The sequence below is a fragment of the Vibrio sp. EA2 genome (assembly GCF_033042495.1).
Lineage (GTDB): Bacteria > Pseudomonadota > Gammaproteobacteria > Enterobacterales > Vibrionaceae > Vibrio.
This window is the reverse complement of sequence record NZ_JAWLID010000004.1, coordinates 405,863-420,838: the sequence shown is the minus strand read 5'-3', so window position 1 is coordinate 420,838 and position 14,976 is coordinate 405,863. Positions and strand designations below refer to the sequence as shown.

Annotated in this window: 13 protein-coding genes; 7 read left to right on the top strand and 6 right to left on the bottom strand. The window is 42.6% G+C overall.

Annotated elements, in window-relative coordinates; translation table 11 throughout:
* The coding region (locus RXX31_RS12800) for a DEAD/DEAH box helicase (RefSeq protein WP_317589815.1) at positions 1-808 on the top strand (808 nt) is incomplete at its 5' end.
* Between the two features lie 55 nt (positions 809-863).
* On the opposite strand, the gene RXX31_RS12795 is transcribed toward RXX31_RS12800, so the two are convergent.
* The 3 genes from RXX31_RS12795 to RXX31_RS12785 are packed head-to-tail and all read right to left on the bottom strand — an operon-like array spanning position 864 to position 4,308.
* Positions 864-1,817, bottom strand: coding sequence for a TniB family NTP-binding protein (locus RXX31_RS12795; protein ID WP_317589814.1), 954 nt, complete (start codon positions 1,815-1,817; stop codon positions 864-866).
* Positions 1,814-3,688 (bottom strand): Mu transposase C-terminal domain-containing protein, encoded by a 1,875-nt coding sequence (locus RXX31_RS12790; RefSeq protein ID WP_317589813.1) that lies wholly within the window; start codon positions 3,686-3,688, stop codon positions 1,814-1,816. Before RXX31_RS12790 ends, RXX31_RS12795 begins: the two co-directional genes overlap by 4 nt.
* Positions 3,685-4,308 (bottom strand): TnsA endonuclease N-terminal domain-containing protein, encoded by a 624-nt coding sequence (locus RXX31_RS12785; RefSeq protein ID WP_317589811.1) that lies wholly within the window; start codon positions 4,306-4,308, stop codon positions 3,685-3,687. The genes RXX31_RS12790 and RXX31_RS12785 overlap by 4 nt, the downstream gene beginning before the upstream one ends.
* 141 nt (positions 4,309-4,449) lie before the next feature.
* On the opposite strand from RXX31_RS12785, the gene RXX31_RS12780 reads away from it, so the two are divergent.
* Positions 4,450-4,935, top strand: coding sequence for an acyl-CoA thioesterase (locus RXX31_RS12780; protein WP_317589809.1), 486 nt, complete (start codon positions 4,450-4,452; stop codon positions 4,933-4,935).
* Between the two features lie 203 nt (positions 4,936-5,138).
* Positions 5,139-5,348 carry a hypothetical protein gene (locus RXX31_RS12775; protein WP_411197982.1) on the top strand — a complete coding sequence of 70 codons (210 nt, stop codon included), beginning with the start codon at positions 5,139-5,141 and terminating at the stop codon, positions 5,346-5,348.
* A gap of 455 nt (positions 5,349-5,803) precedes the next feature.
* Here the strand turns inward: RXX31_RS12775 and malG are convergent, their stop codons facing one another.
* From malG to malE, 3 genes are all read right to left on the bottom strand, one after another.
* Complete coding sequence (gene malG, locus RXX31_RS12770; RefSeq protein ID WP_014234862.1) at positions 5,804-6,694, bottom strand: maltose ABC transporter permease MalG; 891 nt, start codon at positions 6,692-6,694, stop codon at positions 5,804-5,806.
* Between the two features lie 12 nt (positions 6,695-6,706).
* A complete protein-coding gene (gene malF, locus RXX31_RS12765; RefSeq protein WP_317589806.1) occupies positions 6,707-8,281 on the bottom strand; it encodes a maltose ABC transporter permease MalF in 1,575 nt (524 codons plus the stop codon).
* Between the two features lie 79 nt (positions 8,282-8,360).
* Entirely contained in the window at positions 8,361-9,539 is a 1,179-nt protein-coding gene (gene malE / locus RXX31_RS12760) for a maltose/maltodextrin ABC transporter substrate-binding protein MalE (protein WP_065298151.1), read from the bottom strand.
* A gap of 670 nt (positions 9,540-10,209) precedes the next feature.
* Here malE and malK point away from each other — a divergent pair.
* From malK to RXX31_RS12740, 4 genes are all read left to right on the top strand, one after another.
* Positions 10,210-11,328: a maltose/maltodextrin ABC transporter ATP-binding protein MalK gene (gene malK / locus RXX31_RS12755; protein ID WP_317589805.1), complete on the top strand. Its 1,119-nt coding sequence runs from the start codon at positions 10,210-10,212 to the stop codon at positions 11,326-11,328.
* 457 nt (positions 11,329-11,785) lie between these two features.
* Positions 11,786-13,186, top strand: a complete 1,401-nt coding sequence (locus tag RXX31_RS12750) for an undecaprenyl-phosphate glucose phosphotransferase (RefSeq protein ID WP_317589803.1) — start codon at positions 11,786-11,788, stop codon at positions 13,184-13,186.
* 10 nt (positions 13,187-13,196) lie between these two features.
* Positions 13,197-14,426 carry an outer membrane beta-barrel protein gene (locus RXX31_RS12745; protein ID WP_317589802.1) on the top strand — a complete coding sequence of 410 codons (1,230 nt, stop codon included), beginning with the start codon at positions 13,197-13,199 and terminating at the stop codon, positions 14,424-14,426.
* A gap of 12 nt (positions 14,427-14,438) precedes the next feature.
* Entirely contained in the window at positions 14,439-14,972 is a 534-nt protein-coding gene (locus RXX31_RS12740) for a polysaccharide biosynthesis/export family protein (protein WP_317589801.1), read from the top strand.
* Positions 14,973-14,976 lie beyond the last annotated feature (4 nt).

Genomic DNA, 14,976 nt, shown 5'->3' with positions numbered 1-14,976 from the left:
CAGAGTATGTCGAAAGCCGAAACTCGTGTTAGTTGATAACGAGCAGTTGCAATATGTCAGCCCAGAAGAAAGTAAATCTTATTCATCGATTCAAGCATTATGTAAAGAACAAAAAATAAGTTATTCTAGTATCTTACAGGATACAGATGCTTTAGTTCATATTCTCAAACTATCTGCCAGTAAGCTACTTTCCTTTAGAGCATCCAACCAAGATGCAGGCGGACTTATCGTCGCTTCGTCCGTTGCACATGCGAGACAAATTCAAACAATCCTGAATGAACAGCTAAAGCAACCCAGCGTGATGGTTTCTTATCATGACCCAGATGCTCAAAAGATAATTGAACAATTCAAAAATGGTCACTCCCCTTGGATTATCAGCATTGGAATGATCAGTGAGGGAACTGACATTCCAAGGCTTCAAGTCTGTTGCCATTTGAGTAATGTTCGCACGGAGTTGTATTTCCGTCAGGTATTAGGGCGAATACTTAGAGTCACGGATGGCGACAATCAAGAAGCTTGGCTGTACACGCTTGCTGAAGAAAATCTTGTGAAATTTTCTGAAGAAATCGAGCAAGATATTCCTGATTCGTGTCTTTATATAAAACTGCCTGAGGAGGCAGAGATTGAAGGCGCACATTTACATCAAGCGAGCCCACCTCATGTCACTACCTCAGCAACATCGGGGGAGTTCAAATGGAACAACAGCGATACAAGTGTGCAGATAGGTAACGAAAATTCTGTTCCTTATGGGTCGCTCACTCTGGGGCGTTTTAGAGAACGGGTGATTGAGGCGTTTGTTGGGGTTTAGTAGGGTACAATCTTTACTGCAAACGGCCCTTCAGATTTAAGGTAATTAACTGTGCTCAATCTCCTTTTGCAGCAAGATAATTTTCCCAACCAACATCTTCTGGTGGTTCAATAATTTTAAGTTTTTTGATATCTGTATCAAATGGGTTAAATGATTCGCAAGCATCCCGACTAACTTTGGGTGCAGCACGTGAAAAATGCTTTAAAGAAATACACGGAGCATTTTCTAGCAAAGCAAATTTCGCGGCTTTATTGATCAAGCGCCGAATCAACCGCATGTTTCCCTTGGAAAAAACATACACCCTTTTCATTATGTTTTCAGATGCCAACCCAGATTTCTTTGAAAAGGGTAAGGCTTCATCTAACATCGTCAGAAATGTTTTGTATCTGATTCGCTCACTTGTGTCTTTGACCCTGAATGGCCTTAAATGGTTTTGAGACTCAAAACGCCCTCGTAATTGATTGTTGGCCCGCAAAATCTCGGTTGAATAAGGCATTCCAAAAAGCACAACGGGTATTTTTGAATCAATGATTATCATCTTTAACCAGTCAGCTGTACTATGAAGTACATCTTTGCTTTTACGGTCAATCATATGCTGGAACTCATCTATGATAATGAGCTCAACTCTGCACTCGCGAAGCAAATCGTTGACTATTTTCATCAGCTCGGCTGGATCTTTTCCATGACTAAATGCTAACGGATCTCCCATAGAAGATAACAGCCTTTCCGAGGCGGTAACTGGATTGGCATTTGCGGGTAACGAAGTGAACAAAATGGGAATGATAGAACCATCATTAGCTTCCATCCTAGGGTTATCTGCTAAATATTTATCTATAATAGTGGTTTTGCCTGACCCACTATCACCAACAACAATTAGACATTCTGGTTCCGATATACCATCACTCTCCTCTCGACATTCCTCTATGTCCGAGAGAATTTCATCTATCTGAGAATTACTAATAAAAATACTCTTCACCTGTTGGTGGAGTGCTTTCGCAGAATAATTCACTTATTTGTTCCTCGAACCGAATCAATTTTCCAGCCATCAGTATTCACTTCAACGTCCCAATCAATATCGTCATTACTCGAAATCTGCAACTCTGGTTTTTGATGAGACTTGGTCCGCTCAGCATGCTCACGCACCCTTTCAAGTTTAGAGGCTTCTCTAATCCCAATATTAGCCTGCTTACCGTTGCTAGATAGGTGCAGTGCTTCATCGATGATATCGTATATCACTCTCCAAGCTTTAATAACATCATTATGTCTATAGTTATTCCTTATATGGTCTCGTGCATAATCGCAACACACTTTGTGAAGCCACTCTGACACTGAATATGCGTAGTCAGGATCCACTGATTCTACGGCAAAAAATTCGTGTTTATCTTCATCCAGAACGTATATTTCACCCATACAAATTGGATTATATTTTATTTTTACCTTAATGCTCTTACCATCATATGTATGCTTTCCGAAATACTGAGCAAGATATGAACTTGAATAACGTAGTGTTTTTTTAAGGCGGATACCGTTTCTATCTAGAGAAACCTCAACATTTTTCCCAAGATTAAACCTTAGTTCATCTATTGAACCATTAAAGGAGCGAGGTGGAAGAGCACTACGCATAGCATCAGCCCAAGAAAGATTAGGTATATTATTTTCCAAACCATTAGGGCTAGATTGGTATATATCGATAAGCCAAATATGGATAACTTTCATCAAATCTGAACGGGTAATAATCGCATTTTTTTGTGGATTATAATCGCCGCGAGCGAAGATATTACTGAAGCTCTTACCTGGAATCCCAGAAAGCAGTTTATTGTTGATAGTTCGAAAATACCGTTCAACAGATCCTTTCAGCCAAGGCTTTTTAACGGGATTCTTTTTAACCTTAATTCGTAAGTTTTTACAGGCGGTTACAAAGTCTTTACTATTAAACTCAGCACCGTTATCAACAATAAGGTGTTCTGGTAAGCCATAACATGGCCACTCCCCTTTTACTTCTAGATATAACTCTTTAACGTAATACTTAGGTAAAATCGCATTTTCTAGCGCTAGAGAAACCGATAAATAACTTGGTGGCTCGAACCCAAGATAGAAACCAACAACACTTTTAGTATGAGTATCAAAAAGTAATGTAAGCCACGGGCGCCCAAGAGGAAGCTTACGAGCATCATCAATCACAAACAAATCTAGGCGAGTATGATCAGCTTCAACACGCTGCAAAACTCGAGTCGTTTCCGGTCGTTGTCCGACTTTCTTGTAGTATGTATCGGCGGCTTTTTTCCCCTTTTTAATTAGCAGCCTTTCATAATCTGTTTTTTTAACAATTCTTTTTCTAAAGGATTCATATTCAAAAGATAATTGGGTGTCATTACACTCATTATGTCTATCTATTGCCGTTTCTAATAACGTAAAGGCTTGTTGAATTGTTGGCGACTCTTCCGAGAAATATGATTTTATAGCACTCTCTATATACTCTTCCAGTTCCAAGGTTTTTCGTTGCTTTGTATTACCTCTCGTTACTCCAGGAATCAACGAAGAAAGTAAAAATCCAGATTTCTTAAAAGTACTCCAATAACGATATATCGATGATGCAGACGGTACATTTGGATGAAATTTATCTTCAAGACCCTTCATCGAACCTGATATTTTCTTTAAGGTTAAACTAGAGCCGTGCAATTCAATAAGATAATCTAATATGTTATACCGATGGATTGCCTCATCTCTTCGTTTTTCATCGAATGAAAAAAGATCTTGATAACTGTCTTGAAGTTCAATCCCAAATCGCGTGCCCTTTGATGTCTTAGGCACCGAAGTATTCGAGTGTTTCTCAGGGAAAAAACTGCCAAAAGCATGAAGATTTTCAAAGTCGTCACTCATGAAACTCTCCAGACAAGAGAATCATGACTGATTGGGTAATGCCAATCAAACTCTAGAATGTTTTTTGCGATCAAATCATAAAGCGCAGGTAATATAGAAGCAGCTTGCCCCTGACTGGTGTTTAATACTTGCGAGATTCGCATTTCACCGTATTTTTGAAACAATTTTAAAAGCCTAACCTGCACATCATCGAGACTATCAGAACAAGCGTAGCGATGAATGATCTTCAGATTGTCGAGCAAAGGATAAATTTGAATATCATCTTCAGTCAGAACAAGTAAGTCATATCCGTTAGCAATAGCTTGTTGTTTCTGTGCATCAAATTTTTCCTTAAATTCATCCCGTTCAGTTACCCACTTAGGCTTCACTTCATAATATGTCGCATAGCCATCATTGAAATAACAGAGCATATCAGGAGTATAACGACGTAACCGCCCATTTAATCGATATTCAAAACCCAGAGGCTGTGTTTCAAATGATTTTACGTGTGGAGCGAATTCAAAATGAAAACATGCATCAAACTCAAGATCAGATTCAGTTGTTTGAACAGAATCTGTCTTCAAGCTAACAAAACGAGAAATGTTCTTAACTTTGGAGTTTTTAAGGATTCGTTTTTTCATATAAAACATCCACACTTGTAGTAAACTTTCAAAAGTATGGTACACTTTTTATACAATGCAAGGTACGGGTGTTTTAATTCAACGTATAGTTGTTTTATTGCAATGTATGGTTGTATTTACAAACTCACAAAGGAATGACAGATGAGCAGTGGTCAAAGAGATATTACCCTTCGCTTTTTAGCAGAGCCTAGCGACGTCAATTTTGGTGGTAAAGTCCATGGTGGCGCTGTAATGAAATGGATCGACTTGGCTGCTTATGCATGCTCAGCCGCTTGGAGCGGGAAGTACTGTATTACCGCCTATGCGGGTGGGATTCGTTTTGTTGCTCCTATCCACGTCGGTAACCTCGTCGAAGTAAGTGCAAAAGTCATTTACACTGGACGCACCTCAATGCACATTGCTATTGATGTGCAGGCGAGCGACCCTAAAGAGATGAAAAACCGTCTAACCACTCACTGTATTGTGATTATGGTGGCCGTCGACGAAGAGGGCAAACCAACCGACGTTCCTAAATGGATGCCTGAATCAGATGAAGACAAAGCATTAGAACGATCTGCCATTGCACTGATGAATATGCGTAAAGAAATCGGCGAAGAGATGGAAGCTCACGTTAAACTCCTTAAATAACTGGTTACGCTCAGCTACGCCTTCATAAATCGCTTTCCCTAATTTTTGTGTGAAGCAATGTCATGGTTCTGCCATTTGTTTCACACACCCACCTCCCCCTGTCATAAATCCTTCACCTTGCTTTGCTTAAATCCCTGCACTAATTTGGAAATGGATGAGTTTGGAACTTGGGACCAGTAAAAACCACCTTAAGTGAAGATACATTGACCAATTTAAAAGCGGTCGAATATCAATGGGTAAGAACTATGTATGTCGAAGGTTACAACGAGACTGAAATTAACCATTATATTCAAACATGCTTTGGCGGTGATGTGACCTTTGCCAACCTATTTCGTCGTGTCGCACTACAGCAAGAAAGCTTATATACACTGCTCCAATATGTCGGATGTGCGCCTTCCAGCCGCGAGTTGTAGCGACGAACCGTTTACCTTCCCTTCAACCTTCAGCTTTTACACGATAATTTTTATGTGAAGTGCTACGCAGGCAACCTCCAAGGTTATATGTAATCCATTACAAAGCCGATAACCTTGGCCTGCTTACACTAATACCAGCAACTAACTAATCATTGCTCCTGATTGCCTTTATCGTGGTATACGAACGCATGTTGCGTGGGAGTTTTACTGGGTAAAAATAGTAATTAACAAGCATAAAAAAACCTGAGCCGAAACTCAGGTTATGGTTACAAGGAACTGTTAGTGATTGTGTCGTAAGGAACTAAGCTAACAGCCAGCTATGCGTAACGCCAATATAAGCACGATATTACTGATCGGCGGCCAAACCAAAATTGTAATATCAATGCTAAGTATAAGGGCGACCTTCTGGTCGCCCTTTTCTAGTTATTCTTGTCAACCTCAAAGACCAGTTGAGATTATCCTTTCACACCACCGGCGGTTAGGCCACCAACCAACCAGCGTTGAGCAAGTAAGAATACTGCAGTGATTGGCACTGCTGATAGTACTGCAGCAGCTGCGAAATCGCCCCACAAGTAGTTTTGTGGGTACAGGTATTGCTGCATGCCTACTGCAAGTGTGTATGAGTTTACATCAGAAAGTAGGAGTGATGCTACAGGAACTTCACCGATTACCATGATGAACGATAGGATAAATACTACCGCCAGGATTGGCACTGACAATGGAAGCAATACCAAACGGAACGCTTGCCATGGTGTCGCACCATCCAGTGCCGCCGCTTCTTCCAGAGAAGAGTCGATACTTTCAAAGTAACCTTTAATCGTCCAAACATGCAGGGCGATACCACCCAAGTAAGCGAAGATCAAACCACCGTGAGTATTCAAACCCAGGAACGGAATGTACTGACCAAGCTTGTCGAACAGAGCGTAAAGGGCAACCAGAGCCAATACTGCTGGGAACATTTGGAAGATCATCATCGCTTTTAGGATGGTGTTCTTGCCTTTAAACTTCATACGAGCAAACGCGTAAGCAGACGTTGTCGATAGCGCTACAATCAGAACCGCTGAGATACCACCTACTTTTACCGAGTTCCATAGCCATGTCATTACCGGGAATGGAGGTGGTGTAACAGTACCATCTGCGTTAGTCACAGAGAAACCTAGAGCCAGTTTCCAGTGATCCAATGTTGGGTTATCAGGAATCAGACTACCCGTTGCAAAGTTACCTTCACGGAATGAGATCGCGATGATCATCAGCAAAGGGAAAATAATCAGTGCCAAGAACGCCCACATTGCAATATGAGTAGCCCAAACACGATACTTTAATGACTTACCTTGTACCATTGCCATTATAATGTCTCCTTAATCTTGAGCTACTTTAGTTACACGTAGGTTTAGTAGAGCCAACGCGCCAACCAACAGGAAGATAAGTGTTGCTACCGCACTTGCTAGGCCAAAGTCTTGACCACCAGCACCTTCGAATGCGATACGGTAGGTGTAGCTAACCAATAGGTCTGTGTAACCTGCAGGCTCTGAGGTACCAATCATGTTTGGACCACCACCTGTCAACAACTGGATTAATACGAAGTTGTTGAAGTTAAATGCAAAGCTTGCAATCAACAACGGTGTCAACGGTTTAAGCATCATTGGCAATGTAATGCGAGTAAAGTTAGACACGAAGTTCGCACCATCGATAGCAGAAGCCTCATAAAGGTCATCAGGGATCGCTTTAAGCAGACCCATACATAAAATCATCATGTAAGGGAAACCAAGCCAGGTGTTTACAATCAAGATCATGCTTTTCGCCATGAACGGGTCAGAGAACCAAGCAGGGCTGATACCAAACAGGCCTTCAAGTAGCATGTTGATCTCACCAAAGCTTTGGTTAAACAAACCCTTAAAGATCAGGATAGAAATAAACGCTGGAACCGCATAAGGCAGAATAAGTAGAAGTCGGTAAACAGAGCGGCCTTTTAGCTCTTCCCACTGAACCACACTCGCCAATACTAAACCGATGATTAGGGTGAAGAGTACGGTTAGTGCAGAGAATACAATCGTCCAGATAAAGATACTGATAAAGGGTTCTTTAATACCGTCATCTTTCCAAACACGCTCAAAGTTATGAGTCCCAATACCAACGACGAAACCAGGTGAAACTGTGCTGCCAACAAACTGACCATTTTCATCAATCGGCTGGTAGTAACCCGTATCCATGTTTGGAAGCAGTGTTTCTTGAGTACGGTTGTTATATAGCGTCTGACCATCTTCTTGAAGGGTATACAAAGGGACCACGGCTGCAAACTTACGCAGGCCACTCATACGAATGTCGTCGCCACTCGGAAGGTGAAGATCGACCTCGCTCAGCGCAGCACGGTTGCTTACGATGGTTTTGATTTGTTCCTTTTCACCCGTCGCTTCTTGGATAGGTTCAAGATTCAAATCCGTTGCAGAGAAACCTTGCAGCTGGAAAGTCGGCGTAGCAAGTAGCTCACCATCTTTCTCGACCACAATTTGATGGCCCTGTTCTGTTTTATACAACGTGAACGGGTAGCTATCACCACTTTGAAACGTTCTGTCCAAAAGTACAGTTTGAGCACGCTCGAAAGAGAGCTGGTTTTTTGCACTGTAGTTGGTAAATGCCAGACCTACGGTATACGCCAACGGGAAAAGGATGAACAAAATCATCCCTGCGATACCAGGATAGATATAACGGTGAGCGTAAGTCTTCTTACTACCAAAAATGTACAGTGCTAGAGCAGTAAGAATAATCGTAAGAAGTGCGAACGCAATCTCACCGCGCGAATACATAAGAATTGTTGCGTAACCATTAATGATGCCGACTGTGCCTAAAAGCGCCCATTTAATGAACACTTTTTTGCTGCTCGGTAGGTTGGCTGCTGGTGCTGTCATAGCTTTTGTACCTTGAACTGACTGCATAGGGAACCTGCTAGCGAATAAAGAATAAGTATAGAAAAGTAAGGAGGAGTTACCCCCTCCTTAAAAAGGGTTTACTGAATTATTTAGTCATTTGTTTTTCTGCATCAGCAAGCGCTGCATCGACAGATTGACGACCGTCAACAACGTTGATGATTGCGTTCTTAGCCGCACCCCAGAATGCGTTCATTTGCGGGATGTTTGGCATGATTTCGCCGTTCATTGCGTTATCCATTGTTGCCGCGATTCGTGCATCAGAATCTAGCTCACGTTGGAATGAGTTAAGTGCTACCGCGCCCAATGGCTTGTCATCATTAACTTTACGCAGACCGTCGTTAGTTAGCAGGTAGTTTTCTAGGAATTCTACCGCTAGGTCTTTGTTTGGTGACGCAGTGCTGATACCTGCTGTTAGAACACCAACGAATGGCTTAGAAGACTGACCTTGGAATTTAGGTAGTGTAGTCACACCGTAGTTGATACCAGATTTCTCAATGTTGCCCCAAGACCACGGACCGTTAATAGTCATCGCAGTTTCACCTTGGTTAAACGCAGACTCAGATACTGAGTAATCCATATCTGCAGAAATTACGCCTTTGTCTACAAGACCTTTAACGAAAGACATAGAATCTTTCACGCCCTGCTTAGCGATACCAGCGTCTTTAACGTCATAGCCTTCAGAAGTGTATTTGAACGCGTAACCGCCATCAGCCGCCATTAGTGGCCAAGTGAAGTACGGTTCTTTTAGGTTCCACATGATTGCAGATTTGCCGTCTTTCTTAAGTTTCGCGTCAAGCTCTGCAACTTCTTCCCAGCTCTTAGGTGGGTTAGGAACAAGGTCTTTGTTGTAGATTAGAGATAGAGACTCAACCGCAACAGGGTAGCCGATCAGTTTGCCGTCGTAACGAACTGCATCCCATGCGAAATCAACGATGCCTTCCTGAATTTCTTTAGAAGGTTTGATTTCAGCCAAAAGACCAGCTTCTGCGTAACCACCAAAACGGTCGTGAGCCCAGAATACGATATCAGGACCGTCACCAGTCGCAGCTGTTTGTGGGAATCGATCTTGAAGGCCGTCTGGGTGAGCCACGGTTACTTTAATACCCGTGTCTTCTTCAAACTTCTTACCAACTTCAGCAAGGCCATTGTAACCTTTGTCACCATTGATCCAGATAGTCAACTGGCCTTCTTCGATGGCAGCATGAGCACCAAATGACCCTAAAGCAACAAGAGTACCTAGTGCTACAGCGCTTAACTTTTTCATGTTCGTATCCTTTGTTATATTTTTGATGTAGGGCTAGCCCATTGAGGTTCAGCCGTATTTCGACACATATCATCTGAAATAATCCGATATGTCTCATCCTCCTAATCCCTACGCCCTATCAATTATGGCGTATTTTCGTGATCTGTATCGTCAAGCATAGGAGACTCAAATCACAAAAAAGGCTTTTGTCGTGATCCACTTCAACTTTAGGTGGTGTGATAATGTGATTTCCGCCCAACTCATTCATTACTCCTCCTTTTTTACTCCTCCCCGTCTACTCCCCCCACAATTATTTCGATTAGGAGGATGTGACCATTGGAACAATCTTAGAAACTGCACCCATCCAAGAGTGGATGGTAAGAACCCTTTCCCAGCAACACTTAAAACGTTAGGTGAAAATATGCTGGTTTTGCATTGCCATACGAGTGGAATGTCATTGATTGGTGTTGTTTGTGGTTATTATTTCACGGGGGAGACAACGCTATTAATGTGGGGGAGAGAAACTCGTACTTGGCTGTGACGGGTAGCACTTCTTAGGACAATTTATTGAAGTGCTACCCTACTTTTCTTATCAACTACCTTAACTTACCAATTCCTACAGTTACTGCTCGCTAGATAATTCATATAATGATGAGTGGTGAAAAATAAAATTTGATCGAGGACGAGCTACATGGCGAGTGTCACTTTAAAAAATGTTTGTAAAGCGTATGGCGACGTTTTGATTTCTAAAAACGTAGACCTGGAAATACACGAAGGTGAATTTGTTGTTTTCGTAGGTCCATCAGGCTGTGGTAAATCTACCCTGCTACGATGTATTGCTGGTCTTGAAGACATTACTTCTGGTGATTTATATATTGGTGACGAGCGCATGAATGACGTTGAACCATCCAAACGTGGTGTTGGTATGGTCTTCCAGTCTTATGCTCTATATCCACACTTAAACCTTTATGACAACATGTCATTTGGTCTGAAGCTGGCTAAAGCAGACAAAGCTGAGATTGACAAACGCGTTGAACACGCAGCAGAAATTCTTCAGCTTGGCCACCTGCTTGAACGTCAACCAAAAGCACTTTCAGGCGGTCAGCGCCAACGTGTCGCGATTGGTCGTACTCTGGTTTCACAACCAAACGTATTCCTGTTGGATGAACCTCTGTCTAACCTTGATGCGGCACTGCGTGTAAACATGCGTTCTCAAATCACTAAGCTGCAGCGTCAACTAGGTTGTACGATGATCTACGTAACCCACGACCAAGTAGAAGCGATGACGATGGCTGATAAGATCGTCGTTTTGGATGGTGGTTATGTCTCTCAGGTTGGTAAGCCACTAGAGCTATACCATTACCCACAAAACCGCTTCGTTGCTGGTTTCATTGGTTCACCAAAAATGAACTTCATGAGTGTATTCATTGATGAAGTCGAATCAGAACGCGTGAAAGTTCAGCTTTCAAACGGCGTGTCGTTCTGGATTCCAGTTGACGGTACAACCGTTAATCGCGGTGACCGTATGTCTTTGGGTGTCCGTCCAGAGCACTTGCTGTCAGCTTCTGAAGCGGACGCAAGCATCCACGGTGAGGTAATGATTGTTGAGAAGTTAGGCAATGAAACTCAGGTATATCTAAACCTGGAAGGTGCTGATGCTGACGTTATATTCCGTCAACCAGATACGCTCGCTGTCGAACTCGGTGATAAATTAGAAATTGGTATTCCTGCACATCGTTGCCACCTATTCCATAGTGATGGTCGTGCATGTCGCCGCTTATTTAAAGAGAATGGCGTCGACGTCGAATAATTAATTCATTTTTAGTCGCTATCAATCCCTCTCAATCGAGAGGGATTTTTATATCTAGCCTACTAGAACAAAAGAATTATCATAGCCCCCATAGCAATACGACTAATTAAAAAACTCACAACTAATCCATTAATTTTCTCACTCAAGAGTTAGTTCATTCGGTGGCTACCTGGCTAAACCTTAGTCTATACATTCAGTCTAATTTCATAATACTTTTTCTCATTCCTCTCTTCTAAGTACCAACTTTATCCTAAATGTAAAACTGAGCCTTGGGTTTAAATTTCATTCTTAATTCCACTTACCTTTACACGCTGAATTTTTAAACTTAATTCCGAATTTAGTTGATTTGGCAGCTCAATAAATTCATTGAATCACCCGTGCACTAATTAAACATTCACAAAACAACCATTGGACAATCACGCCAATGGCGGTAGCGTGTCAGAAGGGAATCTAGATAATGAAATACAAAGGACTTATTCGTTCTCATGAGGCGGAATTCGCTTTTCTATATCGTATCGCCGATCTGACCGTCATTGTCTTCTTTATGCTGTTCCTGATATTTAGGGGGACACATACCGCAACGGACAAAGACTACGTCATACTCTCATTTGTCGCTGGCATTTCATTTCTATTGATGGCCGAGAGCGGAAACCTTTATCGCTCGTGGCGTACCAGCTCATTTAAAGCACAGGCTTTTATCACCTGTATGTCCTGGCTAATAACCGTTGCACTGTTGTTTGCGGTGGTTTATTTTTCTGAAGTGTATCCATTATTTGACCGCAGCATTTTAGGGCTCTGGGTGAGCGTTACTCCGATCTTGCTTCTAGCGTGGAGACTAAGCTTCCGAACAGGGTTAGCCTATTTGCGAACCATGGGCTTAAATACACGCACAGCCATCATTGTCGGCCAGACTCCGCATGGCATCACTTTGGCAAATGAAATACAAAATCATACCGAGCATGGTGTCTTGTTTGATGGTTTCTATGACGAACGATCGACAGAGCGACTGCCTCACTCTCAGTACCCAATTAAAGGTCCTGTTGACCAAGCGCTAGAACGTGCCAAAAAAGGGGAGGTTGATTATGTTTACATCGCAATGCCAATGCATGCAAATGAGCGTATCGCATCGCTCCTTAATCAGTTCTCTGACACCACCGCGAACACATACCTCATACCAGATTTCTTTACCTATAACTTATTGCATTCTCGCTGGGATCAAATTGGGCAGGTTCAGACTCTCAGCGTTTTCGACACGCCTTTCGCTGGTGTTTCATCTTGGATTAAGCGCCTTGAAGATATCATTTTCTCAAGTCTGATCTTGCTCTTAATTTCGCCAATACTTATTGCGATAGCTATCGGCATCAAAGCAACATCCAAAGGGCCAATCATCTTTAAGCAGCACCGCTATGGCTTAGATGGCCGCAAAATAGCCGTATGGAAGTTCCGTTCCATGACCACCATGGATCAAGGTAAACACATTAAACAGGCAACAAAAAACGACCCTCGTATTACCCCGTTTGGTGGGTTTCTACGCCGTACATCTCTCGACGAGTTACCGCAATTTTTTAACGTATTACAAGGCACCATGTCCATCGTAGGACCGCGTCCTCATGCCGTAGCCCATAACGAAGAGTATCGCCAAATTGTCGACCGTTACATGCTACGCCATAAAGTAAAACCCGGCATTACTGGCTGGGCGCAAATTAACGGTTACCGAGGCGAAACCGACACCCTGGATAAAATGGAAAAACGCGTCGAGTTTGATTTGGAATACATCCACCAATGGTCGGTATGGATGGATATAAAGATCATATTCCTGACGGTATTTAAAGGATTCACCGGCGCGAACGCTTACTAAGGTAGAGACGATGAAGACGGCAACTCCAATCATTTCGCTACTATTTCTGCCAATCTGCGCGATGGCAGAACCAATGGCATATACCACCGACTCGGGTATTGAATTTATTCCTCTGGTTAAAGCCTTTTATGAAGGTGATGACAACGTGAATAAAGACGAAGATAACGCAAAGTCTATAAATATTTGGGGAATAGAGCCAAGCCTGCTTGCCCGAATTGAGCGCAACCAATACCGCGCTAACCTGATGTACAAATTGAAAGCGGGCTTCTCATCGGATGACAGCAATGATTACGATGATCACACCTTGCAGTTCACCAATTTCTTTGAGTTTAACCACCGTAATCGTCTGGTCGTGGATTATCAATTCCGTGCCCAGCATGAATTGAGAGGTGAAAGCATTACTGAGGGTAATGGCGACGCGGTTGACTCACCAATTAGATTCCACCGTAACGATCTAAAAACCAATTACATTTTTGGTTCCGAAGGGGCAAAAGGGCGTTTCGAGTTTGGTATTAACTATAGCGACAAGACCTATCAAAACTATAGAGAAGGCTTAACGTCCGAACCGAACCGGAAAACCAAATACAACGATTTTAGAGCGCCCAGTGCTCACGCTGAGTTTTATTTGCGAGCAACGCCAAGAACCTATTGGCTGATAGGTAGCAGACAAATTCAAACCGATTATCAGCACAGCAACCCAGCCATGGCATCCAGAGACAGTACAGCGGGCTTTTACTATACCGGGGCACAATGGGAAGTAACCGGAAAAACACAGGGTATTGCCCGACTTGGCTACCAAATAAAAGACTTTGATAGCAATGAGCGAGAAACTTTTAAAGGCTTCAGTTGGGATATCGGCTTTGAGTGGTTACCTCAAGAGCAAACGCTGATTACGGTAAAAACAACTCAAGCTGCGGTGAATCCAGATCAAGATGGCGACTACAACCTGCAAACACGCTATCGAATTGATTTTAAGCATGACTGGAATAGCTACCTCGCCACAGAGTTAGGATTCCTATACCAAGAAGATGACTACACCGGGGAGCTGCCGGGCCTTACTTTAAGAGATAGCAACTCAAGAGATAGCAAACGTTACTCGCTGTCTGCCGGTATCGACTATCAAATCAAACGTTGGGTTCTCTTGCAGGCTAACTGGCAATACCAAGATAAAACGTCAGACCGAACAGGCTATAGCTTCCAGCAGAACGTTTGGACATTAAGCACTCAATTTTCGCTGTAACAAGGATTTTTAATGAAGCCATTAATCACATTTATTAGCGTCGTCTTATTGTTTTTTAGCACGCTCACCGCAGCGACTACGAATGAACAAGACTACCAACTCGATACCGGGGATACCATTTCGATACAAGTCTATGGTGAAGAAGACCTTTCTATTTTAAACATACTGATCACCTCTGATGGCTACTTTGATTACCCCTACCTCGGTCGAATTAAAGCTATCCAAAAGACGCCTAAACAGATTAAAGATGAAATAGAAACCGGACTAAAAGGCGATTATCTCATCGATCCTAAAGTCATGGTCACCATCAATAATTTCCGCCTTTTTTACGTCAATGGCGAGGTACGTAAACCCGGTGGTTTTGAGTATCGTCCGGGGTTAACGATAGAAAAAGCTATCGCTTTAGCTGGCGGGCTCACTGACAGAGCGTCTCGCAACGGTATTAACCTCACCAAACATAAGACCGGTAAAACGGTAGAAAATGTCGATATGCACCTGAATGTTGAGCCTGGTGACATTGTATTTATCGATCAAAGCTTCTTCTAAGTGA

Excerpts from the sequence above, each read along its gene's own strand:
- RXX31_RS12740 (WP_317589801.1), top strand. The coding sequence starts at position 14,439 with ATGAAGCCATTAATCACATTTATTAGCGTCGTCTTATTGTTTTTTAGC.
- malF (WP_317589806.1), bottom strand. The coding sequence starts at position 8,281 with ATGCAGTCAGTTCAAGGTACAAAAGCTATGACAGCACCAGCAGCCAAC.
- RXX31_RS12785 (WP_317589811.1), bottom strand. The coding sequence starts at position 4,308 with ATGAAAAAACGAATCCTTAAAAACTCCAAAGTTAAGAACATTTCTCGT.
- RXX31_RS12790 (WP_317589813.1), bottom strand. The coding sequence starts at position 3,688 with ATGAGTGACGACTTTGAAAATCTTCATGCTTTTGGCAGTTTTTTCCCT.
- malE (WP_065298151.1), bottom strand. The coding sequence starts at position 9,539 with ATGAAAAAGTTAAGCGCTGTAGCACTAGGTACTCTTGTTGCTTTAGGG.
- malK (WP_317589805.1), top strand. The coding sequence starts at position 10,210 with ATGGCGAGTGTCACTTTAAAAAATGTTTGTAAAGCGTATGGCGACGTT.
- RXX31_RS12750 (WP_317589803.1), top strand. The coding sequence starts at position 11,786 with ATGAAATACAAAGGACTTATTCGTTCTCATGAGGCGGAATTCGCTTTT.
- RXX31_RS12745 (WP_317589802.1), top strand. The coding sequence starts at position 13,197 with ATGAAGACGGCAACTCCAATCATTTCGCTACTATTTCTGCCAATCTGC.
- malG (WP_014234862.1), bottom strand. The coding sequence starts at position 6,694 with ATGGCAATGGTACAAGGTAAGTCATTAAAGTATCGTGTTTGGGCTACT.
- RXX31_RS12780 (WP_317589809.1), top strand. The coding sequence starts at position 4,450 with ATGAGCAGTGGTCAAAGAGATATTACCCTTCGCTTTTTAGCAGAGCCT.